The organism is Bartonella machadoae (assembly GCF_022559585.1).
In the GTDB taxonomy this organism is placed as follows: domain Bacteria; phylum Pseudomonadota; class Alphaproteobacteria; order Rhizobiales; family Rhizobiaceae; genus Bartonella; species Bartonella machadoae.
The window spans coordinates 113,275-134,388 of record NZ_CP087114.1 but is presented as its reverse complement, the minus strand read 5'-3'; the positions used below and the strand labels follow the sequence as shown (position 1 = coordinate 134,388).

Here is a 21,114-nt window from a genome sequence, read left to right as displayed (position 1 = left end):
GTTGCGTGAATCACGCTTGTGTTAAAAGGGTTGTTTGTTGCTAAATTTTTATGTCTTGAGGAATTCTCGTGTTTCCGCAAATGAGAGCCAATCCACAAACCTTAGCATTTCTAAAAATCTTGACTTCGTCATAAATGCAAGCACTATCATAAACTTGTGCATCTCCAAAAATCTCAACACTTTTCAAAAAAGCGCCTGCTACAGTAGCATGATCATAAACTTGTGCATTTTGATAAATGTGCGCACTCCCTGTAACTTTTGCACTACCATAAACCTTGGCATTGCCATAAACATAGGTATCGCCGCTAACATCGGCATCACCATAAATCTGAGCATCACCATAAACCTTAGCATCGCCTCCAACCCAACAATTACCTTCGTGACTGAGGTTCTTTTCCTTTTCTATCCAACCGCCTAAATCTCCTTTTTTTACATCACCAAAGTCTTGCAATGCACGGACACGGCGAAGAGTTCTACTAGAAACCTCTATTGTTTCACCAGTAAATTCGTATTTTTTCATATGGTTTTTTCTCCAGTTGAGATGGACTGATTGCCGCCAATACATGCGTTCCAACAAACACATGCATCTCCATAAATCTTTCCAAGAGCGTAAACCTCTGCCCTACCCTTAACTTTTGCATTTTCATAAACTTCTGCATTATTATAGACACGTGCTTTCTCATAAACCTTGGCTTGACCGTAAACACGTGCTTTGCCATAAATCTTAGCTTGGTCGTGAACGCGTGCTTTGTTGTAAACTTGTGCATAACCATAAATATGAGACTTGCCACAAACTACCGCATTACCGAAAACTTGTGCATTATCGCAAACCATAGCATTATCAAAGACTTCTGCTTTTCCGTAAACTTTTGCTTTATTTAAAATACACGCTTCAGATTCAATACAAGCATTTCCAAAAACATTTGCATTGTCACTAATATATGCTCTGTCTGCAATGCGTGCTTTTTCAAATACTCTTGCATTACCGCAAACTTTAGCACTATGAGAAACACAAGCATTGTCCCCAACCCAACAATCCCCCTCATGGCTTAAATTGCCTTCATGCTCTATAAAACCGCCTAAATCACCAGCTTTAATATCACCAAAGTTTTTCAATGCACGAATACGGCGAACCTTACGCCTATAAACTATATCGATTGCATCAGTGAATTCGTATTTCTTTTCCATGATGGTCACCCCTTAATGCATGCTTTGTCTTTTGATTTCTTGAGAAAGCACACCAATGCCTTTTGTTGTGATTTTTGCCGAAGGAATGACTTTATTTATTCCGCCAGAAGTTTGAATCGTGATGGTAGGACAATCCATCAGACCTTTTTGGATTTTGTCTTGATAAGGCAACAGATGCCCATTTGCCATGCGTCGATAGACCCAACCTTTTTGCTGTAAGAAGAGAATGAACTGTTTTGGTTGCATTTCGAGTATTTTAGCAGTCTCGGTAAGACCAAAGAGCCCATCATGGCGCTGTAAACTTTCAAGAGCCATTGCCTTTGGTTTTAATTCTGCAATCATATTGTCTTTTTGTTCATTCTCATTTTTGAGATAATTTAAAACCCCTAACATGACTTGTGGACTAGAGTAATCGATTTGCGGTGCCATTACTTGCTGTTCTAATTGTTGCCAACGATCTATGATCTTTGCTCGTAATGCTGTGCTGTAACCTGAGACGAGGATTAAACATTCGCGCTTGGGAAGATTATAACAATTTTGAGGTCTACCTTGCGTGTCTAAATAGGTCGATCCAAATTTGGATTGACCCCCTTCAGGGTACAATTCTCCTAACATTTGTCGAATATCACGCATAATATGTGCATGCTGTTTACCACACAATTCTGCAATTTCACGACTCGACATGGTTTGAATAGCTTCGTTCTTAAAAGTACTTTCTGCTGTTGTGACAAGATTATGCATGCCTGTATTCCATTTGTGATAATATTTGAAAGAAAGAAAAGGAGGCGTTTTTAAAAACGCCCTTAATAGTTTGGATAATTTGGAATAACATCCCAAAAAGTCAGGCGGTGCTGCTCTTCATAAGTACCGTAGACTTCATCATTATATTTTTCGTCTGCAATTTCTTCTAAAAGACTATCGTAGGCAGCGCTTTCACCTACATAATAATGAACTTTACTGTCCTCATCGAGAAATTCTCTGTTTTCTTTTATGTATATTTCTGCAATTTCTTCAGAAATATCTTCACAACTGTTTTCAGAAGGATTTATGCGAAAGATTTTTATGGCATTATCTGCCTCGTCAATCATTTCTAAAACTTGACTTTCATCAAGTGGACCCGAATGCCCAATGTGTTCATCATCACATACAACTAATAAAATTTCATTGGAATTAATAAGAATTGGCTTATCCATAATTTCCCCTCCCTGATGCCTCTTGGCAATCTCTTGTGTTTGGTTTATATAATTACTTATACGCAAATGTATAAATATAAGCAAGCAAAAAATTACATATATTTCATTTTTTTTGCATTTTCACTTAAATGCTATCTTCAAAAACAATAGAATCAAAAGCTTTACTGGGATTATTTCATAAGTGGACGATAGGATTTGCGAGGTAGTATTGCAACTATTTCTCCAACCCATTTTATCTTAACATTTTTAATAGGTAGCGCATTCCATGATTTAAGTACAATGCCCTCTGAAGAACGGGTAATTTGTTTGATAAATCGTCTATTATCTTCTGTTAGCACAACAACTTCATCACCGTAATAATCACTCACTGGTTTTGTTTGCAAATGTTTAACTACGATTAAATCACCATCTTTATATACAGGATACATAGAATCTCCACGAACCATGAATCCTATTGTTTCAAAAGGCAAATCAAATGGTATTTCGATTGTTTCAAGCCCATCTTCTGGGATTTGCTCAACATCAGTGTCAATCTCTAACCCCGCTCCTACATACCCCATAATAGGAACAAGTGTAGTAACTTGATTATAACCCTTTAAGCTCTTATAAAGTTCTAAAATTGCGTCTCTGTGTGAACCTCTGGGATCAGATTCGCTTCCTAACCATCTTGATACAGTTGCTTGGGTTACATTTAGTCTATCAGCAAGATCTTTCTGATTAAGACCAAACTCAGATTGCAATACTTGCAATGTCGCAATGATATTTTTCGTCATAATTAGTTACTTATGATTTTTAAATTAAAAAAATCTATTGTTTTTTTTATTATATACTATACAATTGCGTATATGGTTAAAATAAAGGACTTAACTCAAATGGACACAGAGGGAAAATTTAAGGTTAAATCTATCCGAAAGTGTTTATCGCTAACACAAAAGGAATTAGCAGATATTTTAGGTGTTAAGCAAGCTTCTGTTTGTCGTTGGGAACAAGGCAAAGGACTATCTTTAAAGAGTTATTTAAAATTGCAACAATTGAAAGACAGCTCTGTTTCTAGTTCTGCTTTTATTGCCGCTCCTTTATCTGACAACAAACACCACCAGCCCAATTCACACTCTTAAAGAAGAAAGATTAAGAGATGATAGATGAACCACATATCACTATAAGTAAAGTCCAGTTGATTGATCTTGTTAATAATATTGGAGAGGCAACCATATATTATGGTGTCCGTTCGCCTCAAGATGCACGTTTTGAAACAAGAATAGATCCCTCATCAACAGGTTATTTTGTCTATATGCTGTATAGTATCTTTGCGCGTGATGATAGAAATTATTTTCCGTTATTGCCATACAATGATTTTAATCAATGGTTTTCATCTGTTTTTATGCAAGCTTTTACAACTTGGTTTGATAATTATTTTTCTCAAGAGTTGTTATCTTTTTATCGCTTAAATGATCTGATCTTGTTTATGATCTTAGTCAAAGATAAGCTTGATATCTTAAAGCTTGATCTTTTAAGGGATGAAGTCATCAAAAAAAGAAATCAAATCAATAAATCGTAGCATAAAAACGTTTGCCTAAGTGAGTTAATCCACTCATTACGCGCTCTGTCATGGCAAATATATAATACACAACAGCCTTAAGGGGGGGAATATGATCACTAACACACCAACCATTCTTTGTCTTGATCTAGGTACCACAACGGGATGGGCGATACGTGGTGCTGATGGTCACATATTCAGTGGCACGGTCAATTTTCAACCACGCCGTTTTGAAGGTGGGGGGATGCGTTATTTGCGCTTTAAACAATGGCTTACAGAAATGAAGGCAACAGCCGGTGGTATTGATGCCGTGTATTTTGAAGAGGTGCGCCGTCATGTTGGTACTGATGCGGCGCATGTTTACGGTGGTTTTCTAGGTCATTTAACAGCTTGGTGTGAACATCATCAGATACCTTATGAAGGCATCCCTGTTGGCACAATTAAGAAGGCAACGACAGGAAAAGGAAATGCCTCAAAAGAAGAGATAATACAGGCGATATGTGCAAAGGGACACAAGCCTAAGGATGATAATGAAGCAGATGCTTTAGCAATTTTATATTTAATGAAAGAAGGGGAATAAGTAATGTCTGAAAAAACATCTTGGATAAAAATTAATGTAGAAAAATGGCTTCTTGATCTCGCTGCTTTACCCCCTACTGAAGGCAATATTTACATGAGGTTGCGATTAAGAATGCTACATACTGGCAAACCTCTTACGAACAATTTACGAGCATTGGCTTCATTAGCACGCTGTTCAATTGACGAGCTTAATGATGCATTTGATCTCTTATCTGAAACTGGACACATCTTCCTTTTGGATGACGAACATATCTGGAGTGTAGATGTTGAAGAAGAGCTAAAAAATAACACGCAATAATCAGAAGCCATATGGCATAAGCACAAGAAAGAACAAGAGAATGGCTAATCAATTACCTTGGGTCCGTAATTTTTATCAAGATTGGATTATGGACTTTGCTGGTACTGATGCAGCAGAGAAAGCTACTTATAGTACACTCACTGCTCTCATGTATCGAGCCTGTGAACCGATTTATGATGACACTTCTGCTTTAGCACGCATTGTTGGTTGTTCAGTGCAAACGTTTAAAAAATCATTAGAAAAACTCATTCGAAAAAAATTAATTCTTCAATTAGAAGATGGAAATTTGTGGAGTACACAAGTCGAAGAAGAGTTAAAAAATTGTAATGAGAATTTAAACAGGCTTTCGGAAAAAGCTATCAAAGCTGCAAACACTAGGAAAAATAAGCAGAAAGATAATGCATCAAAAGAATATGATGCGTCTATCATGACATCATCACAAGATCATCATGAAGTCATGACGAGTTCATCACGAGATCATGATGACATCATCATGACCTCATCACGACAACACATTAACAATAACAATAACAGTTATAATAAAAAAACTAACACTATCGTGTTAGCAAAAAAAGAAATTGATTTTGAAGATTTAGAAACAAACGAACAGGTTGACGAGCCTTCAGAAGACCATGATTGCGAAAAGCAAGCAGATGCAATCGAAACGGTGGCAGAGGATAAACCTGCTGTTCACGAGCAAGAAAACGTTCCCAAAAAAGCCAAGCGCTCTAAAGCCAATCGAGGCTGTCGATTACCAGACGATTTCGAGCCGGATTACGATTTCGCAATTACAGAGGGCTTGCCTCCAGAGCGTGTGAAAATCGAAATTGCAAAGTTTCGAGATTATTGGAAAGCCAAGACAGGCAAGGATGCAACCAAAATCGATTGGCAAGCAACGTGGCGCAATTGGATTAGAAACTCAAAAGATCATAAAATTAATCAAATAGGTGGTAATTATGGAAAATTCACTCCGAAAACTTTCACAAAACAACTTGCAGAAGGCTTTAGCGAACTCAGAAATCATCTCTCATCTAGAGAAGATTATCGAAATGATCAATCCGGGGTATCCATTGATGCTGAAAGCTGGGAATACATTGACGAAACAGGAGGAGGAAAAAACCTTAGATGCTTGCAATCGTCTAGAAACCTTGCTCTCTGTGAAAGCTTCGGTTGAACAGATTGAAAAAGCTTCTTTTCTGCTTTCAAGTATGCGGGTACCTGCGAATACAGATGCCAAAGCCGTCGTTCTATCCTATGGCATGTTGCTGGACCGCATTTCGTCATATGCCCTGAAAAAGGGCGTTGAAGATATCGTAATTGGTCAAGCAAATGGGGTATCAAAAACATTTATGCCAACTTGCGGAGAGCTATTAGCTTATTGCCAAAGCATAGAAAACACCCTTCTTTCAAAAGCCGGCAGTGTACGTAGAGCGATTGAAAATACACGTGAAAAAGCAGCGAAAGAAAAAACAGCGAGAGATTATTTTAGACCCCTAACTCTTGTTCACAAGCAAGAGCTTGAAAGAGCTTTTAGTGGCATAGGGGATGTTATGAAAAAGGTTGATGATATAGCAAAATAGTGAAAAGTGCTGATCATTTTGCGATTAGATATGTGTTTAAATCGACAAAAAGAGACCGTACAAAACGATTTAAAGATTTTTTGATAAACAACCGCATAAAAATTAAAAAACGCTCTGTACGGTCATTTTTGAGGCAAATAGACCAAGTGGTAAAATTATGGACTAAAAGCATGGGAATTTTTAGAGATTTGTTCTTAACAAGGCGTAAACAACCGCAAAAAAAGTTTGTTGCAACAGCAAGAGGGCATGCCCCATGGGGATTAGGGGTTACAGAGTATTTTTATAACCTTTATGAATACGAAGATGGCGCAAGAGAATATGAGGAATTTGATGGTGGGCAATATCATGAAATACCAGAAAACGCAGATTACAGTACCAAAGCGCAAGTGAAAGCATGGCTATATGGTGGTGCTGTGCCTAGAAGCGTTCTCAACATTGAGCCCCTCATAGATGAAATTAACAGGAGCATTCAGTGAACAAATTAACACCTCAATCGGGTGGAAATACTAACTTTCTCCTTGATATGTTTGATGTCCATCTGAAAAAAAATAATGGTTTTATAAAAACTGATTGAATCCATTATAATCGTAAATATCGAACAACCAACAGAAAATGAAATAGACCCAATGGATAAAAGCCCAGTTACGCATGTTTTTGATTATTTAGAAAAAGTTCGTAAAGGTGAGGCTTTCACAGTGGATGGATGTCCAATACCACCATCTCAAAATGTTCCTGGATTTTGCTATATTGTCTGCGATTTAACTGAAAGTATGAGAAGATCTTGCAGGTTTTTGGATTTAACTAAAACAAACGATGGTATGCGATATTTTGGTTACCATAAGAACTACAAAACCTATATAGAAGTTTTGTCTTTTGAAAAGCTTAAAAACTAGAGAAGCTAAGTGGGGTTTAGGACAGAGTAGATATTAACTCTTAGAACTTGATACTATACACCATGCACCTGTATCAATCGATCTTTATTTTAAAGAGTGCTATAAAACATAATTTAATATGTTAAAAAACAATAATATCCTTTTGAATTGATTGAAAAAAAATATACAAATCATGTTAAAATTTTATATGTATAAAAAAGGTGCAAATTTAAGGTAAAAAAACATGCTGAATAAAGTGATCTTAATTGGGCATTTGGGGGCTGATCCCGAAAGCAAAACAATGAATAATGGTACTGAGGTGGTCAATTTTCGTATGGCTACTTCTGAGAGCTATACTGATAAGGCAACCAATAAAAGAGTCGACAAAACGGAATGGCATTCTGTTGTGGTTTTTAATCCACATCTGGCAAAAATTGCTCTTCAATATCTCAATAAAGGTTCAAAGGTCTATGTAGAAGGTAAATTACAAACCCGCAAATGGAAAGATAGAAATGGTGGTGAACATCTTGCAACAGAGATTGTCTTGCCACAATTCAAAGGTGAATTGTATTTACTTGATGCAAAGAAAGACCAACCTGCATCCCCTACCCCTTTACCGGTCACTGCTCAAAGTTATGCTGCTACTTCAGGAGCTGCTGATTATGGAAAACCTGTCAATGATGCTATTCCATTCTGATTGAAAAATATGACAAAGAAAAAGAAACGAGCAAAACGTGGGCGTCCCCGAATTAAGGGATGTGTAAGAGAACCAAATGGACGCATCTCAAGAGCAAAAACACCGCGTGAACCTGTTGATCAATTGGCAATAGAAATGCGTGCTAAACGCTTTGGTTTGTCCATAGAAGATGCCAAAAATCCACTTGCTGGTACCTATATCGGGCGGCTTTATTTACAAGGTCAACTTACTCAAGATCAGTATGAGGCTGCACAAAAATATCTTGAAGTGAAAAACAATTACCTCTGTGCAAAAGCGTTACCTAATGCTGTTTATGATGAAATGCCTACAACTTCTGATGATGGTGCAAGAGAAAAATGGGTAAAACTTACTACAGAGCGGTTTTTAAATATGCAAGAGGCAATAAAAGAAGCACAATATCTATATCGCCAACACAATTTTTATGCCGCATTACAATATCTTGTTATAGAAGATCAAATGCTACCGCATCTTGTTAATTCACTCTGTATTGTACTTGATGCACTTCACAAACATTTTGTGCAAAACCGGTAGTTGTCAAGCGGCATCTTGAATATGAATGGTAACTTCTTTTCCAAGAGTAAGAAGAGTGGATTCTAAAGCGTCTAACTTTGTTGCGTGATTTAAATCCAACAATCGATCAATTTGTATTGGGTGAAGTTCTAAAAGACGTACAAGATCAGCTTTACGTAAGTTTTTTTCAATCATAGCGTTATGTATTGCAATTTTTAAAGTCACTAATGAAGAGACTTCAACAAAAGGATAGATAGCATCATACGCTCCCAAAGGAACAACTTCACGATCTTGGAAACGCCCCATAATAACTGTTAAAAGGGCATTTTTAGCCTGTTCTAAAGCTTCTTTTTCGTCGTTACCGTAGGTAATAAATTCCTGAAAATCTTTAGAGATGACAAGAAGAGTATCATTGTCATCTTTGATAAATTTTATTGCATATTTCATTTGCACCTCCATATTCAAGCTTATTTTAGACCAAGATCTTTAAGAATCTTCTGAACTAATCCTGTTCCTAATTCTTTACGTGTACCATGCATAGGTAAAACAGACTTTTTAGAACCGCGCTTTACAAGCAAATGTCCACCCTTCCCTGCAGTAAAACTACAACCATGCTTTGTAAGATATCTTTTCAATTCTTGACTGTTCATTATAATAATATAACATCTAAAATGTTTTAACACAACACAAATGTTGTATTTAAGGAAAATAAATAACGCTTTCTAAAAACACCAGATTTTGATCAAAAAAATAAAAAAATACTAGATGATGATTTTTTCTGTTGACATCGTGTAAAAAATCCTATTTAATGACAATACTGCACTAGTCGTATTGCGTCTAAAATTCAAAAATATTCCCCAAAAAGTTAGTAAAATATATACCTGAAACATGGCTAAAGAGCCCGGTTTTCTTGGTAATTCTGGCTTGTCCATTTTTCACAGTGTAAACATCAATATTTGACGCATGATGTCATTAAATCATTCCTCAAAAGGAGCAATAATGAAAGCTGTCATCACTAAACCAATCTGTGTCGTTGGCGACAATAAAAGCACCGTTCGTTTTGAACCTTCTACACAAAATACCCCTTTTGTTGAAATTTCTAATCAGGTCTATGCTCGTCTTAAGCGTGCCAATGCTGCAAAACCTTTTGTTGAAAGCAAAACAAATGCAAAGCCTGATAAGACAAGTGAAAAGGTTGAGAAAGAAGAAAATGAAAATGTCCAAACATCAACTGAACCAGTGGTAGAGGAAACCACACCCAAACAAACCAAAACATCTAAAGTTTCTAAGACAGCAACATCTACTCCAAAAAAGGCTTAGAAGTTGAAATTAATTATTCACCAAAAATGGTATCTTCAACAAGCAAAGGATACCTTTACAAGTCTTCAAGCACCACGCCTTAATTGGGCTTTGCGTAATGCTGTAAATACCGCAGCAAAACAAGTGGAGCGCTTTGCCGAAAAGAAAGTTTCTGAACTTACATCAGCAAAATCAAAGCGTATCAAGAAAGGTATTTATATTAAAGGCAAGGCTACAGCACAGCTTCTCGAGACAGATATCATTGGCTCTGGAACACCGATACCTCTTAAATTTTTTAAAGCAAGAGAAACAAAACATGGTGTGACCTACACAATGTTTGGCAAAAAAGAAATCTTACCTCATGCTTTTATTCGAGGTGGGAGTTTTCCAAAGCGTGTTGAATTAAAAATGGGCAATAATGTTTTTCAAAGAGCCGATGGTGATCAATTCCCCATTGCAAAACAAGAAGGACCCTCAATTGCTAGAGTAATGTCCAAGCCAGAAATTGCAAATACTATTACACAATATGCGAATGAGAGGTTAATCAAAAATATCCAGAGACAACTTGACCGTCAAGAATATGCCGCTAATAAGAAAAAGAAATAATGTTCTTAAGCTATGTAAACACACTACTCACTTTAATTGTAATTTTTAAAGCAAATTATCACTTATATTTTGGTTTTTCCAGAAAAAATACAATAAAATCAATGCAAAAGGTACTTTCCAGCGGGTTGGGAGTGTTGCGGGGCAGGACAGCGCGAACTATCGCTAGCGTTAGAACTTTTCAAATTGACTGTACATTGTACACATAACACATTGATAAATAACGATTTCAATATGTACACTGTACAATATATGATTATTTAAAGACAAAAATTATCGAAAGAGACTTGACATTATTTCTGTAACATATATCTTCGAATCAGGTGCCTAAGAAACACCTTAAATGTACAGCGGATAGATTGCCGAAACAGTCTCTTCTCCGCCAATTAAAAGCTTTGACTCATTATATGTTACACGCATATAATGACCTCGTCGGGTGTGGTTATGCTATACAATACCCTCGCGGGGAAAGCATAACGACGGACTGTACGCCGTGTTTCTTAGCACCCGGCACTCTTTGAGAGCGTCATTAAGAAACATCTAATCGTACGGAGTTCATATGAACACTCTTATAGAAATTAAAGAAAGCACTGTTAATAGTGCTACCACTCAGACTATGTCTAGTCATGAGATTGCTGAGTTATGTGGTAAAAAGCATAAGAATGTAATGAGGGATATTAAGCAAATATTTAACGAGCTCAAATTTGAGCCGGTTGATTTTATCGGTACTTACGTTGATGCAAAAGGTGAAAACCGTCCTTGTTACCACCTGCCCAAACGCGAATGTTTAATTCTCGTCTCAGGTTACAGCACAGCGTTACGAGCTAAAATCATAGATCGTTGGCAAGCATTGGAAGCACAGGCAGTCTCACCGAAGATTGATTATTCAAGTCCACAAGTGATGTTAGGTGTCTTAACACATCTAAAAAACGAAAATGAACGTAAAGACATCATAATCGCAGAGTTAAAACCCAAGGCAAAAGCACTTGATGGTTTAAAACGCTCTGATGGTCTGTTTGGTTTGATTGAATCTGCAAAGATGTTAGAAATACGACCAAAGGACTTAACTGATTACTTGCGTAAACATGATTGGGTCTATCGAAGGGCTCCAGGTGCTCCTTTGTTACCCTATCAGGATAAGATCAAGAAAGGTTTGATGGATTGCCCTGCTATCACTATTCAAAGACCGGATGGTACAGAAAAGGTGCTTCCTTCAACAAAAATCACATCTAGAGGATTGGCTTGCTTGAGAGAACAAATCCATGGAGGTGTGCAATGAAGGTAGATACCAATTTTTTATGTGATTTGTGGATGGATTTGTTTCAGTTTGTCAATTGTGAAGACATTAAAGATAAAGACTGTAGCGCACTGGTTGAAGTCATGGGCATTGTAGAAAAAGCTTTGATTTTAAAACTTCAGGATGACGTGCCAAATATTACAAAAATTTTAGCAGTCCTTACAGGTTTTGGAACTTCAGAATTACCGCATATCATGAATCCATTATTGCAAGCTTATGCTCCAAGTTTAGAAAATCCTGTTGTGAAAGCTGCTTAAGTAAAACATATCCCTTCCCACTTCAAAAGTGGGGAGGTATCAATAAGGTAATAAAATTAAGGTAAGCTATACCAAGTTGATCGTCCACCACCATGACGTATCAAAAGACCTTTTTCAACTAGTGATGTAAAGGTTGCTTTAAGTGTGTTTGGGCTTGCACCAATTTCACGCACCATATCACGGGTTGTAACGCGTCCATGATCACGGACATAATCAAGAATATTAAGAGCCAATTCAGATAAGGAAAAAAGAGCATTTTTTTCACTTTCTATTTTCATAGCTAATTGGCGTTTTTGTTGTTGTAAAGCACGTAAAAAAAAGAGTATCCAAGGCTGCCAATTAGGTGTTTTAGTATAAATTGTTTTTTGAGTTTGATTCAAAGCTAAGTAATAATTTTCTTTATTATTCTCAATAATACTTTCAAGTGACGAATATGGTACATAAACATAACCTTTTTGTAACAAAAGTAGAGTGGTTAAGATACGACTTAAACGTCCGTTTCCGTCCTGAAAAGGATGGATAGCTAAAAAAGTGACATTAAAAATACCAATCGTAAGTAAAGGGTGAAGATTTTTCAATTCATTGGTTTTATTAAACCAAGCAATAAGCTCTTGCATTCGATATGGCGTATCAAATGGTGTGGCTGTTTCAAAAACAATACCAACCATTTTTCCTTGAGAATTAAATGCTGCTACATCATTGCGCAAAACCTTATATTCACCTCGATGTCGTTCATCTTTATCGCTATGGCATAAAAGATCACGATGAAGTTGTTTTATATGATTTTCTGTAATAGGAATATCATTCCAAGATTGGAAGATTGTCTCCATAACCTTGGCATAGCCTATAACTTCTTGTTCATCGCGACTCTTAAAGTGTTGAATTTCTAAATTTACCAAAAGCTGTTCAATTTCACGGTCTGTTAATTTGCTGCCTTCAATGCGCGTAGAAGATCCAATACTTTCAACAGTAGCAATATGACGAAGAGCGTTCAATCGCTCAGGTGCAAGAGTACCAAGAGCGCGCCATGCACCTTTAAATTCATCAATCTCAGTAATGAGATTCAATAATTCTTGTGTAATTTGAAGTGTGTCTGTTTGCATACCGGAATATATACCCGATTATACCTGATTGTCAATTACTCATAACGCCGTCTTACTTCTTAGGGCATAGAAGAAGGCAAGGAGAAATTTTGAATGAACAAAAAGCATCGTGAGGGTCTCTCGGTTCGCGCTTTTGCCAAGAAGATGGGCGTGTCGCATAATGCGGTGGTTTCTCGAATAAAAACAGGCAAATTTGATGCTGCTCTTTTTGAAGATGGTTCTGTCAATGAAGCTCTTGCAACAGCGATATGGAATGAGAATCCTACTAAGAAAACTCATCAGAAATCTACACGAATTAAACAGGATTCCGCAAAAGCAGCCAATGAATTTGAGATCAAATTGGAGCGAATGCAAGTTGCGCTTGAAAGAGAGAAGATTGCTCTAGAAAAGTTACGCGAAACAACGGTTGACCGTGAAGAAATGAAAAAGGCGGCACGTGAATTTGGAAGAGCACACCGTGATGCCATGTTGAAGTTTTCTCACCGTTTCGGTGCAAGCATTGCAGCACAAATTGGATGTGATGCGGCTAGCCTTATTGGTGCCATTGATTATTACATGAGAACAGCTTTGCTTGAAGCAGTTAACATTCCAGTGCCTTTTCATGATCCTCATTCTCCTGAGTTAGAAAACTTGCAAGAAACGAATAATGGATGAAAATGCAATCGAAGAATTTTTCGCCAATGCCAATGACGCACGACAACCAGATCCACCATACACGGTTTCGCAATGGGCGGATAAGAATAGATACCTTAGCACCGTAGCAAGTGCAGAGCCTGGATTATGGAGGACAAAGCGTACCCCTTATTTGCGCGAAATCATGGATAACCTTTCCTCTTACATGCCAATTGAAACAACAATTGTCATGAAAGGAGCGCAAATTGGAATGTCTGAAGCAGGATTGAACTTCTGCGGTTATGCTATTCACTATAGTCCGGGACCCGCTCTTTATGTAATGCCTACTGTCGAGACCGCGAAGAAACTGTCAAAAACGCGTCTTGATCCAATGATTATGGCAAGCCCTGTTTTAAGTGAACGCATTGCCCCTGCCCGTGCACGTGACAGCGGAAATACAATGTTTTCGAAAGAATTTGATGGGGGAGCATTGATGCTTACAGGAGCAAACAGTGCTGCTGGTTTGCGTTCCATGCCTATTCGTTATCTGATTTTGGATGAAGTTGATGCCTATCCTCTCAGTGTGGATAACGAAGGTGATCCTGTGATGATTGCCGAAAAGCGTACCTCAACCTTTGTGCAGAGAAAGATTTTTAAATTGTCCACGCCAACACACCGTGACACAAGCCGTATTGCCAAAGATTTCGTGCTTGGTGATCAAAGATATTACAATGTCCCTTGTGATAAGTGTGGGGTTCTACAGCCCATTGTTTGGTCGCAAATCAAGTGGCCGAAAGGAGCCCCCGAAAAAGCTGTTTTTGTTTGTGCCCATTGTGGTCATGAACATGCCGAGCACAGAAAAACCGATCTTATGAGTGAGGAAAGAGGCGCGTGCTGGGTTCCTACGAGTGAATCAACGAGACCGAATTTACGCTCTTATCATATTTCGGCACTCTATTCACCTTGGCTAACGTGGGGAGAATGCGCAAGAGAGTTTTTAGAAGCGAAAGATGATCCAGCGCTTTTGCAACCTTTTGTTAATACAGTGCTTGGAGAGCCATGGGAGGACAGAACAGGTGAAGTTGTTGATCCTGATAGCCTCTATGCAAAACGCGAAGATTATCCCATTGCACCGCCGCAAGCCGTGTTATTGACCGCCGGCATCGATGTGCAAAACGACCGCTTAGAGCTTGAAGTGGTTGGATGGGGGCGTGGTGAAGAAAGCTGGCACATTGATTATCACATCATTCCTGGTGATCCGTCTTCTTTTGAAGTCTGGGACCAACTGGATGAATATCTGGCAAGACGTTGGTCACACCCTGGTTACAAAGATGGCATCAGAATAACAGCGGCTTGTATTGATACCGGTGGTGGACATACACAAGCCGTTTACAATTATGTACGCCCCCGTGAAGGACGACGCATCTGGGGGATTAAGGGACAGGCGGGATGGCGTGCGGTATGGCCACGCCGTCCAAGCAGAAACAATAAAGGACAGATTAATCTCTATATTGTTGGTGTTGATGCGGCAAAAGATATTATCACGGCACGATTAAAAAAATCCGGTCCTGAAGCATCGGGGGCTGGTGCAACACACTTTCATAAAAGCCTTGATCGAGAATATTTTGACCAGCTCACGGCTGAAAGAAAAGTCATCAAATATTTTAAAGGCTTCAAGCGCATTGAATGGCAAAAAAGTGAGAAAGCAAGAAACGAGGCTTTGGATTGTAGGGTTTATGCTTATGCCGCTTTACAGGGGCTAATTTCGGCAGGAATAAACCTTAACCTGGAAGTCGATATCTTAGAAGAGCGTTTGGAAAAACTTAAAGTTGACGCTTCTTTAGAGCAGCCAACATCAGGGATTTCTTCATCCACTTCTCCCAAAAGAACGCAGACAGCACAACCTCAAAGGAAGCAATTCAGAACGATAATAAATCCTTATATGCGAGGAGATTGGAGGTAATTTGTGGATGAAGAATTGAAGCAAATAAACAGCAAAACTGAGAGACTTGAAAGTTTAAAAAGGCGACGCGAACAAATTGAAGAGGCTCTTTATTCGGGAGCGCAATCCGTGCGCCATGGCGATAAGCAAGTAAGCAACCGTTCTGTTGAGGAACTTCGCAGAGCACTTGAGATGCTGAACACACAAATAGAAAACCTTGAAGGACGCAAGCGTTCACGTGTTTTCTATTTTAATATATCACGAGGCTATTAATGGCTGGCTTTATCAATAAAGTTGCGGACTTTTTTAAAATTTCTCGTCAACACAATCCGCCTTTTGAGGCTGCAAGCAAAAGCCGTCGCATGGGTGGATTTGACCCCGCAAAAAAACACATCAATAAAGCAATTGAAGAATGCGGTGATACCATTACTGCTCGTTCAAGATGGCTTTATGACAATGAATCTCTTTATGGCTCGGCAACAGAAGAATGGGTTTCCGCAGCTGTGAGTGATGGGATTAAACCCTATCCTCGTATTGAAGGCTTTCAAGAACAAAAGAAAAAGCTTTTAGACTTATGGTGGCAATGGGTTGATGAGGCAGATTATGATGAAGATGCGAGCTTTTATGGTCTGCAAGCAACAATTGCACGAGAAGTCTTTTTAACCGGTGAATGTTTTGTAAGACTGCATTATGTTGACCTTTATGGACGCTCTGGGGTGCCTCTTCAATTACAAATCTATCCAACCGAAATGCTGGACCTCACTTACAATGGACCTGCGGAAATTGAAGGCAATTACATTCGTATGGGTATTGAATTTGATGCCAGTGGCAAGCGTGTTGCTTACCATTTTTGGCAACACCATCCTTATGACAATTGCCCTTCAAATACAGTATTTGAGAGCCAAGAGCGCGTGCGTGTACCCGCAAGAATGGTTCTGCATATCAAAGAGCGCCGTATTGCCGGACAATTGCGCGGTTCTCCTAAAATAACACGCTGTATGACAAAGATCTTTCAATTGGAATCCTATGATGATGCGGAACTTGATCGAAAAAGAACAGCAGCTCTTTTTGCGGTGTTTATTACAGGCGAAAAATCTCATGAGGCGGAGTTAGAGGAAAATCGTGAACAAACGAAGCCGCAAAAGAAAATTGAAGAGGCACCAGAGGAGCATGAAGTTCACCCTGGCTCGGTTAACATAGTGGATGGCGACAAACAAATTACATTTTCAAATCCTGTTGAGGTTGGTGGTTCCTATGAAGCCTTTCAATTTCGCAATATTATGAGAATTTGCTCGGCTCTCAATATGCCTTATGCCGTTGTCACTGGAGACGTTACGCGGGGTAATTTTTCCAATGTGCGCACCTCCATTATTCAGTTTAGACGTCACGTCAAACAATGGCGCGAACATATCATTGCCTTTCAATTCAACCGCATTGTCTGGGAGCGCTTTGTGGAAATGGCTGTCCTTGCTGGATGCGTAGAATTACCAGGATGGGAAGAAAATCCCTTGCCATGGCTTCAATGTGAAAGCTTTGCACCCCCGCTTGAAATGATTGATCCAAACAAAGATATCTCGGCGGAAAAAGAAGAAATTCGCGCCGGTTTAAAAACACGAAGAATGGCACTTGCCGAACGGGGTTTTGATATCGACAGCATCCATGCCGAACTTGAGGAAGAACACACCGATGCTCGTGCACGGGGGTTATCTTTTGATACCGATATGGCGGCACCTTCTGGTGAAAACCAAACGACGAATTTCACAGATTCAGATCCGTCTGAGACTTATGAAAGCAACCAAGGCAGTGAGGCGCACAAAAATGACTAATAATCTTGACATGCCGTTTTTAGTATCACGGCTTTTTGGTGTTCCACATATGCTTGCCTCGACAAAGCTTGATGTCATTCTTAATGCTCTTGCACCGCGTCTTTTTGCAGGAGAAAAGTTTGCCCCTCAGGCTTTCTTGCAAGGGGATAGCGCATCTTTCAAACCACCTGAGAGTTACATGGTGCGCAATAATGTTGCCATCCTACCGGTTCATGGCACACTGGTGCGCCGCGGTGCATGGCTTGGTGCGCTCTCAGGATTAACCTCTTATGAAGGCTTAAGCGCCTCTTTTCGTGAAGCCATTAAACAGCCTGATGTCCGAGCTGTTTTACTCGATATTGACAGTGGTGGTGGAGAAGCCGGTGGGGTGTTTGATTTGGTTGAAGAATTCCAAGCACTCTCAAAACACCATCAGAAACCAATTTGGGCGCATGCCAATGAATTTGCCTGCTCTGCTGCTTATGCCATTGCCTGTTCCGCTTCACAAATATGGGTAGCTCGCACAGGCGTTGTCGGTTCAATTGGGGTGGTTTGTGCGCATCTTGACCAATCAAGCGCGGATGAAAAACAGGGGTTTAAATGGACCTTTGTCTTTGAAGGTGACCACAAGGTTCATGGTAATCCTCACGAGCCATTGGCTGATACTGCGCTTAACAAAATGCAAGCAGATTGCGCCCTGCTCTACGAGATGTTTGTCGATTGGGTAGCACAAAACAGACCCCTGAATACTGATGCAATCCGTGACACAAAGGCAGAAACTTTTATAGGCACCCAAGCTATCACGCTTGGATTAGCAGATGCGCAAGGCACGCTTGCGCAAGCTTTGGAATCCTTAACGGATTTCATCTCACAAACCCCAACTGTAACAGCAAAAGAAGGACAAAACACATGGCACGCACACAATACCGCGCCCAACAAGAAGAAGATGAAGAGATTGTCGACATCCGCGATGAAGAAGAGGATGAAAATGATCACGACATCGATAAAAACGCCGAAATCTTTGACGACAACGAAGACGAAGAGGAGGATGAAGACAATGAGGACAAACGCGAAAACCTAAAAGCCATCCTTGAACAAGAAAGAAAGCGCGCTCAAGCACTGACAACCCTTGAAAGGCAAGCAAAGCGCTTAGGGGTTTCTTTTGATGCCGCAAAGGCTATTCAAAACGGTATGAGTATCGAGAAAGCACGCCAGTGCGTCTTGACGGAGGCTAGCTCGCAAAGCGCCTCTTTAAAACTATCGCCTTATGTTCCTCATACTGATGGAGAAAGCAAGGCAAAAATTCATGCAAAATGGCAATCAATTTGGAAGGCAATGAAATGAGTCATATTATTTATGAAGATGTTCGCAATGGCGCTTATCTTGGGCGCTACGACCCTGACATGTCAAATGAACAAGTGGTGTTTGCATCAGGAGCCTTCATTGAGGCTGGGACTGTCATGGGAAAGATAACAAAAACGGGAAAATATGTCCCTCTTAATCCGGCAGCATCTGATGGCAGTGCGGTGCCCGCAGGGATTTCTTATGCCACTGTTGATGCAACAGGTGAAGAACAACGTGCCGTCATTACAGCGCGTTTGAGTACTGTAAAAGCTTCGGAACTGATATGGCCCGATGCAATACTGGAGCAAGAAAAAATGGCAGCTATCCAGTCTTTAGAAGACAACAATAAAATTCTGTTGCGATAGGAGAATACGCACATGGATATGAATTTTTTTAAACATGATGCTTTCTCAAGCATTACAATGATGAAAGCCATTGAAAACTATGAGTTTCAACCGGGTCTTGTAAGCTCTCTCAATCTTTTTGAAGAAGTTGAAACCAGCACCACAGTGGTTGGTATTGAACGGCGTGATAATACATTTTCGCTTATTCAAACCAGCGAACGCGGAGCCCCTTTAGCAGAAGGTGACAGAGACAGTCGTAATCTTCGGTTTTTCAAAACAACCCGTATTGCCAAAAGTGATACTGTGAAATCAGAAGAAATCCAAAACCGGCGTGAATTTGGCACAGAAGATCAGTTAGAGACGGCAATGAAATATATTGCCAGAAAACAAAAGAAACTGATTTCTGAAATCGAATTGACATGGGAAAACATGCAGCTTGGTGCTGTTCAAGGTGTTGTCCTTGATGCTGATGGTTCGGTGATTGTCGATTGGTATAAGGAATGGGAAATTACCCCACCAAAGCCAATTGACTTTAAACTGGAGAATGAAACAACCAATGTTGCTGATAATGTTGATCAGGTCATTATGCGAATGATTGAAGCTTCAAAAGGAGCATTCTCTGACCGTTCACGGATTATTGGACTTTGTGGGAATGAATTCTTTTCCAAACTAAAAAACCATAAAACCATTCGTGAAACCTATTTAAACACAGCCTTAGCTCAGACACTCAATAGCGCAGGAGGCGTTGCAACACCAAGTGCTCTTGGCTCAGGGAGCTTTGGTAGTTTTGACTTTGCGGGTGTGACCTTTATCAATTATCGCAGTATTCATAACTATAATGTGAGTGCAAAGGCTGGAACAAAGCGTGCGATAGGAATTAAGCCTGATGAATGTCAATTCTTTCCTGTTAATGCGCCTGGTGTATTCCAGAAAACCTTTGCACCTGGTGAAAGCTTAGATTTTGCCAACACGGTGGGAAAACCTCTCTACACGATGCTAATCGTCGATCATGACCGTAATGCATGGGTAAAGCCTGAAGTTTACAGCTATCCGCTTTACATTTGCACACGTCCTGAAATGCTGTTCAAAGCCGTCATTGGAGGGAAATAACATGCGATGGCACGGGCTGCTTAACAAAATGGTAAAAGAGGTACGCAACACCTTTGGGCAGCCCGTCATCTATACGCGAAAGGATAACCAGCAATCTTTTCGGATTACAGCGATTTACGGCATCAAACATTCTGAATCGGATGCTGGTGGCAGAATACCAACAACAATTCCAAGAAAAGAACTTGATCTTTGTATCAATGATATTGGCGGATTGCCACCAAAAGCTGAGGATAATGTCGTGGTGCTCGCCCCTGAAAACACTGAAGAGACAACTCAAGAGCGCTTCATTGTCACAGATGTCCAAGCCTCTGAATCCGGTATGTATAAGCTTATTTTAAGGGAGGTAAAATAAAGAACCCTCTTATCATTTTTAAAAAATCTTATATTACTGCTTGACAAGATTATGGGAATATGAATAATCGAATCAGGTGCCTAACAAACACCTTAAATACACAGCGGATGGATTGCCGAAACAATCTTTTCTCCGCCAATTAAAAGCTTTGACTCGTTATATGTTGCACGCATATAATGGCTTGTCGGGTGTAGTTATGCTATACAATACCCTTGCGGGGAAAGCATAACGACGGACTGTACGCCGTGTTTTTGAGCGCCCGGCATCAAAGATCAAATTAGCAAAAAATATTAAAAAATTATCGAAAGATACTTGACATTATTTCTGTAATATATATTTTCGAATCAGGTGCCTCAAAAACACCTTAAAACATCAAGCGGATTGGTTGCCGAAATAATCAGTCTTCCGCAATTTAAAAGCTTTGACTCATTATATGCTACACGCATATAATAGCTTTGTCGGGTGTGGTTATGCTATACAATACCCTTAGGGGGAAAGCATAACGACGGACTTGATGCCGTGTTTTTGAGCACCCGGCGCTCTTTTAGAGTGTCAATCAAAAACGTCTAAC

General features: G+C 39.5%; 31 protein-coding genes. 23 read left to right on the top strand and 8 right to left on the bottom strand.

The window, feature by feature from the left end; all coding sequences use genetic code 11:
- Positions 1–40 precede the first annotated feature (40 nt).
- From LNM86_RS00895 to LNM86_RS00875, 5 genes are all read right to left on the bottom strand, one after another.
- On the bottom strand, positions 41–520 hold the full coding sequence (locus LNM86_RS00895) for a hypothetical protein (RefSeq protein WP_241438046.1): 480 nt from the start codon (positions 518–520) through the stop codon (positions 41–43).
- A complete protein-coding gene (locus tag LNM86_RS00890) occupies positions 517–1,188 on the bottom strand; it encodes a hypothetical protein (protein ID WP_241438045.1) in 672 nt (223 codons plus the stop codon). The genes LNM86_RS00895 and LNM86_RS00890 overlap by 4 nt, the downstream gene beginning before the upstream one ends.
- A gap of 12 nt (positions 1,189–1,200) precedes the next feature.
- Complete coding sequence (locus LNM86_RS00885) at positions 1,201–1,929, bottom strand: Rha family transcriptional regulator (protein WP_241438044.1); 729 nt, start codon at positions 1,927–1,929, stop codon at positions 1,201–1,203.
- Positions 1,930–1,991: 62 nt separating this feature from the next.
- On the bottom strand, positions 1,992–2,381 hold the full coding sequence (locus LNM86_RS00880; protein ID WP_241438043.1) for a hypothetical protein: 390 nt from the start codon (positions 2,379–2,381) through the stop codon (positions 1,992–1,994).
- A 170-nt stretch (positions 2,382–2,551) separates the two neighbouring features.
- Positions 2,552–3,154, bottom strand: coding sequence for an XRE family transcriptional regulator (locus LNM86_RS00875; protein WP_241438042.1), 603 nt, complete (start codon positions 3,152–3,154; stop codon positions 2,552–2,554).
- A gap of 99 nt (positions 3,155–3,253) precedes the next feature.
- Here LNM86_RS00875 and LNM86_RS00870 point away from each other — a divergent pair, with 99 nt between their 5' ends.
- From LNM86_RS00870 to LNM86_RS00825, 10 genes are all read left to right on the top strand, one after another.
- Positions 3,254–3,499, top strand: coding sequence for a helix-turn-helix transcriptional regulator (locus LNM86_RS00870; RefSeq protein WP_241438041.1), 246 nt, complete (start codon positions 3,254–3,256; stop codon positions 3,497–3,499).
- 17 nt (positions 3,500–3,516) lie between these two features.
- The gene (locus tag LNM86_RS00865; protein ID WP_241438040.1) at positions 3,517–3,939 is read left to right on the top strand and encodes a hypothetical protein; all 423 of its coding nucleotides are present in this window, start codon (positions 3,517–3,519) and stop codon (positions 3,937–3,939) included.
- Between the two features lie 91 nt (positions 3,940–4,030).
- Positions 4,031–4,498 carry a crossover junction endodeoxyribonuclease RuvC gene (locus LNM86_RS00860; protein WP_241438039.1) on the top strand — a complete coding sequence of 156 codons (468 nt, stop codon included), beginning with the start codon at positions 4,031–4,033 and terminating at the stop codon, positions 4,496–4,498.
- A gap of 3 nt (positions 4,499–4,501) precedes the next feature.
- Positions 4,502–4,795 carry a DUF1376 domain-containing protein gene (locus LNM86_RS00855; RefSeq protein WP_241438038.1) on the top strand — a complete coding sequence of 98 codons (294 nt, stop codon included), beginning with the start codon at positions 4,502–4,504 and terminating at the stop codon, positions 4,793–4,795.
- 40 nt (positions 4,796–4,835) lie between these two features.
- A complete protein-coding gene (locus tag LNM86_RS00850) occupies positions 4,836–5,969 on the top strand; it encodes a DUF1376 domain-containing protein (protein ID WP_241438037.1) in 1,134 nt (377 codons plus the stop codon).
- 34 nt (positions 5,970–6,003) lie between these two features.
- Entirely contained in the window at positions 6,004–6,375 is a 372-nt protein-coding gene (locus LNM86_RS00845) for a hypothetical protein (RefSeq protein ID WP_241438036.1), read from the top strand.
- A gap of 170 nt (positions 6,376–6,545) precedes the next feature.
- Positions 6,546–6,851 (top strand): hypothetical protein, encoded by a 306-nt coding sequence (locus tag LNM86_RS00840; protein ID WP_241438035.1) that lies wholly within the window; start codon positions 6,546–6,548, stop codon positions 6,849–6,851.
- A gap of 150 nt (positions 6,852–7,001) precedes the next feature.
- The gene (locus tag LNM86_RS00835; RefSeq protein ID WP_241438034.1) at positions 7,002–7,268 is read left to right on the top strand and encodes a hypothetical protein; all 267 of its coding nucleotides are present in this window, start codon (positions 7,002–7,004) and stop codon (positions 7,266–7,268) included.
- 223 nt (positions 7,269–7,491) lie between these two features.
- On the top strand, positions 7,492–7,944 hold the full coding sequence (gene ssb, locus LNM86_RS00830; RefSeq protein ID WP_241438033.1) for a single-stranded DNA-binding protein: 453 nt from the start codon (positions 7,492–7,494) through the stop codon (positions 7,942–7,944).
- 9 nt (positions 7,945–7,953) lie between these two features.
- Entirely contained in the window at positions 7,954–8,496 is a 543-nt protein-coding gene (locus LNM86_RS00825; protein ID WP_241438032.1) for a hypothetical protein, read from the top strand.
- Positions 8,497–8,499: 3 nt separating this feature from the next.
- On the opposite strand, the gene LNM86_RS00820 is transcribed toward LNM86_RS00825, so the two are convergent.
- Positions 8,500–8,922 (bottom strand): type II toxin-antitoxin system HicB family antitoxin, encoded by a 423-nt coding sequence (locus LNM86_RS00820; RefSeq protein WP_241438031.1) that lies wholly within the window; start codon positions 8,920–8,922, stop codon positions 8,500–8,502.
- A 20-nt stretch (positions 8,923–8,942) separates the two neighbouring features.
- Positions 8,943–9,125 carry a type II toxin-antitoxin system HicA family toxin gene (locus LNM86_RS00815; RefSeq protein ID WP_241438030.1) on the bottom strand — a complete coding sequence of 61 codons (183 nt, stop codon included), beginning with the start codon at positions 9,123–9,125 and terminating at the stop codon, positions 8,943–8,945.
- Positions 9,126–9,474: 349 nt separating this feature from the next.
- Between LNM86_RS00815 and LNM86_RS00810 the strand changes: the two genes are divergently transcribed.
- From LNM86_RS00810 to LNM86_RS00795, 4 genes are all read left to right on the top strand, one after another.
- Positions 9,475–9,795 carry a hypothetical protein gene (locus LNM86_RS00810; protein WP_241439032.1) on the top strand — a complete coding sequence of 107 codons (321 nt, stop codon included), beginning with the start codon at positions 9,475–9,477 and terminating at the stop codon, positions 9,793–9,795.
- 3 nt (positions 9,796–9,798) lie between these two features.
- Positions 9,799–10,380, top strand: coding sequence for a hypothetical protein (locus LNM86_RS00805; protein ID WP_241438029.1), 582 nt, complete (start codon positions 9,799–9,801; stop codon positions 10,378–10,380).
- Between the two features lie 556 nt (positions 10,381–10,936).
- Positions 10,937–11,656, top strand: a complete 720-nt coding sequence (locus tag LNM86_RS00800) for a Rha family transcriptional regulator (RefSeq protein WP_241438028.1) — start codon at positions 10,937–10,939, stop codon at positions 11,654–11,656.
- Positions 11,653–11,931, top strand: a complete 279-nt coding sequence (locus LNM86_RS00795; protein WP_241438027.1) for a hypothetical protein — start codon at positions 11,653–11,655, stop codon at positions 11,929–11,931. Before LNM86_RS00800 ends, LNM86_RS00795 begins: the two co-directional genes overlap by 4 nt.
- 56 nt (positions 11,932–11,987) lie before the next feature.
- On the opposite strand, the gene LNM86_RS00790 is transcribed toward LNM86_RS00795, so the two are convergent.
- Positions 11,988–13,034: a Fic family protein gene (locus LNM86_RS00790; protein ID WP_241438026.1), complete on the bottom strand. Its 1,047-nt coding sequence runs from the start codon at positions 13,032–13,034 to the stop codon at positions 11,988–11,990.
- A gap of 93 nt (positions 13,035–13,127) precedes the next feature.
- On the opposite strand from LNM86_RS00790, the gene LNM86_RS00785 reads away from it, so the two are divergent.
- From LNM86_RS00785 to LNM86_RS00745, 9 genes are read left to right on the top strand one after another with little or no spacing between them, the layout of a single operon-like run.
- Positions 13,128–13,688, top strand: a complete 561-nt coding sequence (locus tag LNM86_RS00785) for a hypothetical protein (protein WP_241438025.1) — start codon at positions 13,128–13,130, stop codon at positions 13,686–13,688.
- Positions 13,681–15,609, top strand: a complete 1,929-nt coding sequence (locus LNM86_RS00780; RefSeq protein WP_241438024.1) for a phage terminase large subunit family protein — start codon at positions 13,681–13,683, stop codon at positions 15,607–15,609. The genes LNM86_RS00785 and LNM86_RS00780 overlap by 8 nt, the downstream gene beginning before the upstream one ends.
- A 3-nt stretch (positions 15,610–15,612) precedes the next feature.
- Positions 15,613–15,861 carry a phage head-tail joining protein gene (locus LNM86_RS00775; RefSeq protein ID WP_241438023.1) on the top strand — a complete coding sequence of 83 codons (249 nt, stop codon included), beginning with the start codon at positions 15,613–15,615 and terminating at the stop codon, positions 15,859–15,861.
- Positions 15,861–17,414, top strand: coding sequence for a phage portal protein (locus tag LNM86_RS00770; RefSeq protein WP_241438022.1), 1,554 nt, complete (start codon positions 15,861–15,863; stop codon positions 17,412–17,414). The genes LNM86_RS00775 and LNM86_RS00770 overlap by 1 nt, the downstream gene beginning before the upstream one ends.
- The gene (locus LNM86_RS00765) at positions 17,407–18,474 is read left to right on the top strand and encodes a S49 family peptidase (protein WP_241438021.1); all 1,068 of its coding nucleotides are present in this window, start codon (positions 17,407–17,409) and stop codon (positions 18,472–18,474) included. Before LNM86_RS00770 ends, LNM86_RS00765 begins: the two co-directional genes overlap by 8 nt.
- Positions 18,357–18,737 carry a hypothetical protein gene (locus LNM86_RS00760; protein WP_241438927.1) on the top strand — a complete coding sequence of 127 codons (381 nt, stop codon included), beginning with the start codon at positions 18,357–18,359 and terminating at the stop codon, positions 18,735–18,737. Before LNM86_RS00765 ends, LNM86_RS00760 begins: the two co-directional genes overlap by 118 nt.
- Positions 18,734–19,102 (top strand): head decoration protein, encoded by a 369-nt coding sequence (locus tag LNM86_RS00755; protein WP_241438183.1) that lies wholly within the window; start codon positions 18,734–18,736, stop codon positions 19,100–19,102. The genes LNM86_RS00760 and LNM86_RS00755 overlap by 4 nt, the downstream gene beginning before the upstream one ends.
- 12 nt (positions 19,103–19,114) lie before the next feature.
- Positions 19,115–20,191, top strand: a complete 1,077-nt coding sequence (locus LNM86_RS00750; protein WP_241438020.1) for a major capsid protein — start codon at positions 19,115–19,117, stop codon at positions 20,189–20,191.
- 1 nt (position 20,192) lies between these two features.
- A complete protein-coding gene (locus LNM86_RS00745; RefSeq protein ID WP_241438019.1) occupies positions 20,193–20,543 on the top strand; it encodes a head-tail joining protein in 351 nt (116 codons plus the stop codon).
- Positions 20,544–21,114 lie beyond the last annotated feature (571 nt).

Bases quoted from the DNA above. Each gene is read 5' to 3' on its own strand.
- LNM86_RS00895 (WP_241438046.1), bottom strand. From the start codon at position 520: ATGAAAAAATACGAATTTACTGGTGAAACAATAGAGGTTTCTAGTAGA.
- LNM86_RS00890 (WP_241438045.1), bottom strand. From the start codon at position 1,188: ATGGAAAAGAAATACGAATTCACTGATGCAATCGATATAGTTTATAGG.
- LNM86_RS00885 (WP_241438044.1), bottom strand. From the start codon at position 1,929: ATGCATAATCTTGTCACAACAGCAGAAAGTACTTTTAAGAACGAAGCT.
- LNM86_RS00880 (WP_241438043.1), bottom strand. From the start codon at position 2,381: ATGGATAAGCCAATTCTTATTAATTCCAATGAAATTTTATTAGTTGTA.
- LNM86_RS00875 (WP_241438042.1), bottom strand. From the start codon at position 3,154: ATGACGAAAAATATCATTGCGACATTGCAAGTATTGCAATCTGAGTTT.
- LNM86_RS00870 (WP_241438041.1), top strand. From the start codon at position 3,254: ATGGACACAGAGGGAAAATTTAAGGTTAAATCTATCCGAAAGTGTTTA.
- LNM86_RS00865 (WP_241438040.1), top strand. From the start codon at position 3,517: ATGATAGATGAACCACATATCACTATAAGTAAAGTCCAGTTGATTGAT.
- LNM86_RS00860 (WP_241438039.1), top strand. From the start codon at position 4,031: ATGATCACTAACACACCAACCATTCTTTGTCTTGATCTAGGTACCACA.
- LNM86_RS00855 (WP_241438038.1), top strand. From the start codon at position 4,502: ATGTCTGAAAAAACATCTTGGATAAAAATTAATGTAGAAAAATGGCTT.
- LNM86_RS00850 (WP_241438037.1), top strand. From the start codon at position 4,836: ATGGCTAATCAATTACCTTGGGTCCGTAATTTTTATCAAGATTGGATT.
- LNM86_RS00845 (WP_241438036.1), top strand. From the start codon at position 6,004: ATGCGGGTACCTGCGAATACAGATGCCAAAGCCGTCGTTCTATCCTAT.
- LNM86_RS00840 (WP_241438035.1), top strand. From the start codon at position 6,546: ATGGGAATTTTTAGAGATTTGTTCTTAACAAGGCGTAAACAACCGCAA.
- LNM86_RS00835 (WP_241438034.1), top strand. From the start codon at position 7,002: ATGGATAAAAGCCCAGTTACGCATGTTTTTGATTATTTAGAAAAAGTT.
- ssb (WP_241438033.1), top strand. From the start codon at position 7,492: ATGCTGAATAAAGTGATCTTAATTGGGCATTTGGGGGCTGATCCCGAA.
- LNM86_RS00825 (WP_241438032.1), top strand. From the start codon at position 7,954: ATGACAAAGAAAAAGAAACGAGCAAAACGTGGGCGTCCCCGAATTAAG.
- LNM86_RS00820 (WP_241438031.1), bottom strand. From the start codon at position 8,922: ATGAAATATGCAATAAAATTTATCAAAGATGACAATGATACTCTTCTT.
- LNM86_RS00815 (WP_241438030.1), bottom strand. From the start codon at position 9,125: ATGAACAGTCAAGAATTGAAAAGATATCTTACAAAGCATGGTTGTAGT.
- LNM86_RS00810 (WP_241439032.1), top strand. From the start codon at position 9,475: ATGAAAGCTGTCATCACTAAACCAATCTGTGTCGTTGGCGACAATAAA.
- LNM86_RS00800 (WP_241438028.1), top strand. From the start codon at position 10,937: ATGAACACTCTTATAGAAATTAAAGAAAGCACTGTTAATAGTGCTACC.
- LNM86_RS00795 (WP_241438027.1), top strand. From the start codon at position 11,653: ATGAAGGTAGATACCAATTTTTTATGTGATTTGTGGATGGATTTGTTT.
- LNM86_RS00790 (WP_241438026.1), bottom strand. From the start codon at position 13,034: ATGCAAACAGACACACTTCAAATTACACAAGAATTATTGAATCTCATT.
- LNM86_RS00785 (WP_241438025.1), top strand. From the start codon at position 13,128: ATGAACAAAAAGCATCGTGAGGGTCTCTCGGTTCGCGCTTTTGCCAAG.
- LNM86_RS00780 (WP_241438024.1), top strand. From the start codon at position 13,681: ATGGATGAAAATGCAATCGAAGAATTTTTCGCCAATGCCAATGACGCA.
- LNM86_RS00770 (WP_241438022.1), top strand. From the start codon at position 15,861: ATGGCTGGCTTTATCAATAAAGTTGCGGACTTTTTTAAAATTTCTCGT.
- LNM86_RS00765 (WP_241438021.1), top strand. From the start codon at position 17,407: ATGACTAATAATCTTGACATGCCGTTTTTAGTATCACGGCTTTTTGGT.
- LNM86_RS00755 (WP_241438183.1), top strand. From the start codon at position 18,734: ATGAGTCATATTATTTATGAAGATGTTCGCAATGGCGCTTATCTTGGG.
- LNM86_RS00750 (WP_241438020.1), top strand. From the start codon at position 19,115: ATGGATATGAATTTTTTTAAACATGATGCTTTCTCAAGCATTACAATG.
- LNM86_RS00745 (WP_241438019.1), top strand. From the start codon at position 20,193: ATGCGATGGCACGGGCTGCTTAACAAAATGGTAAAAGAGGTACGCAAC.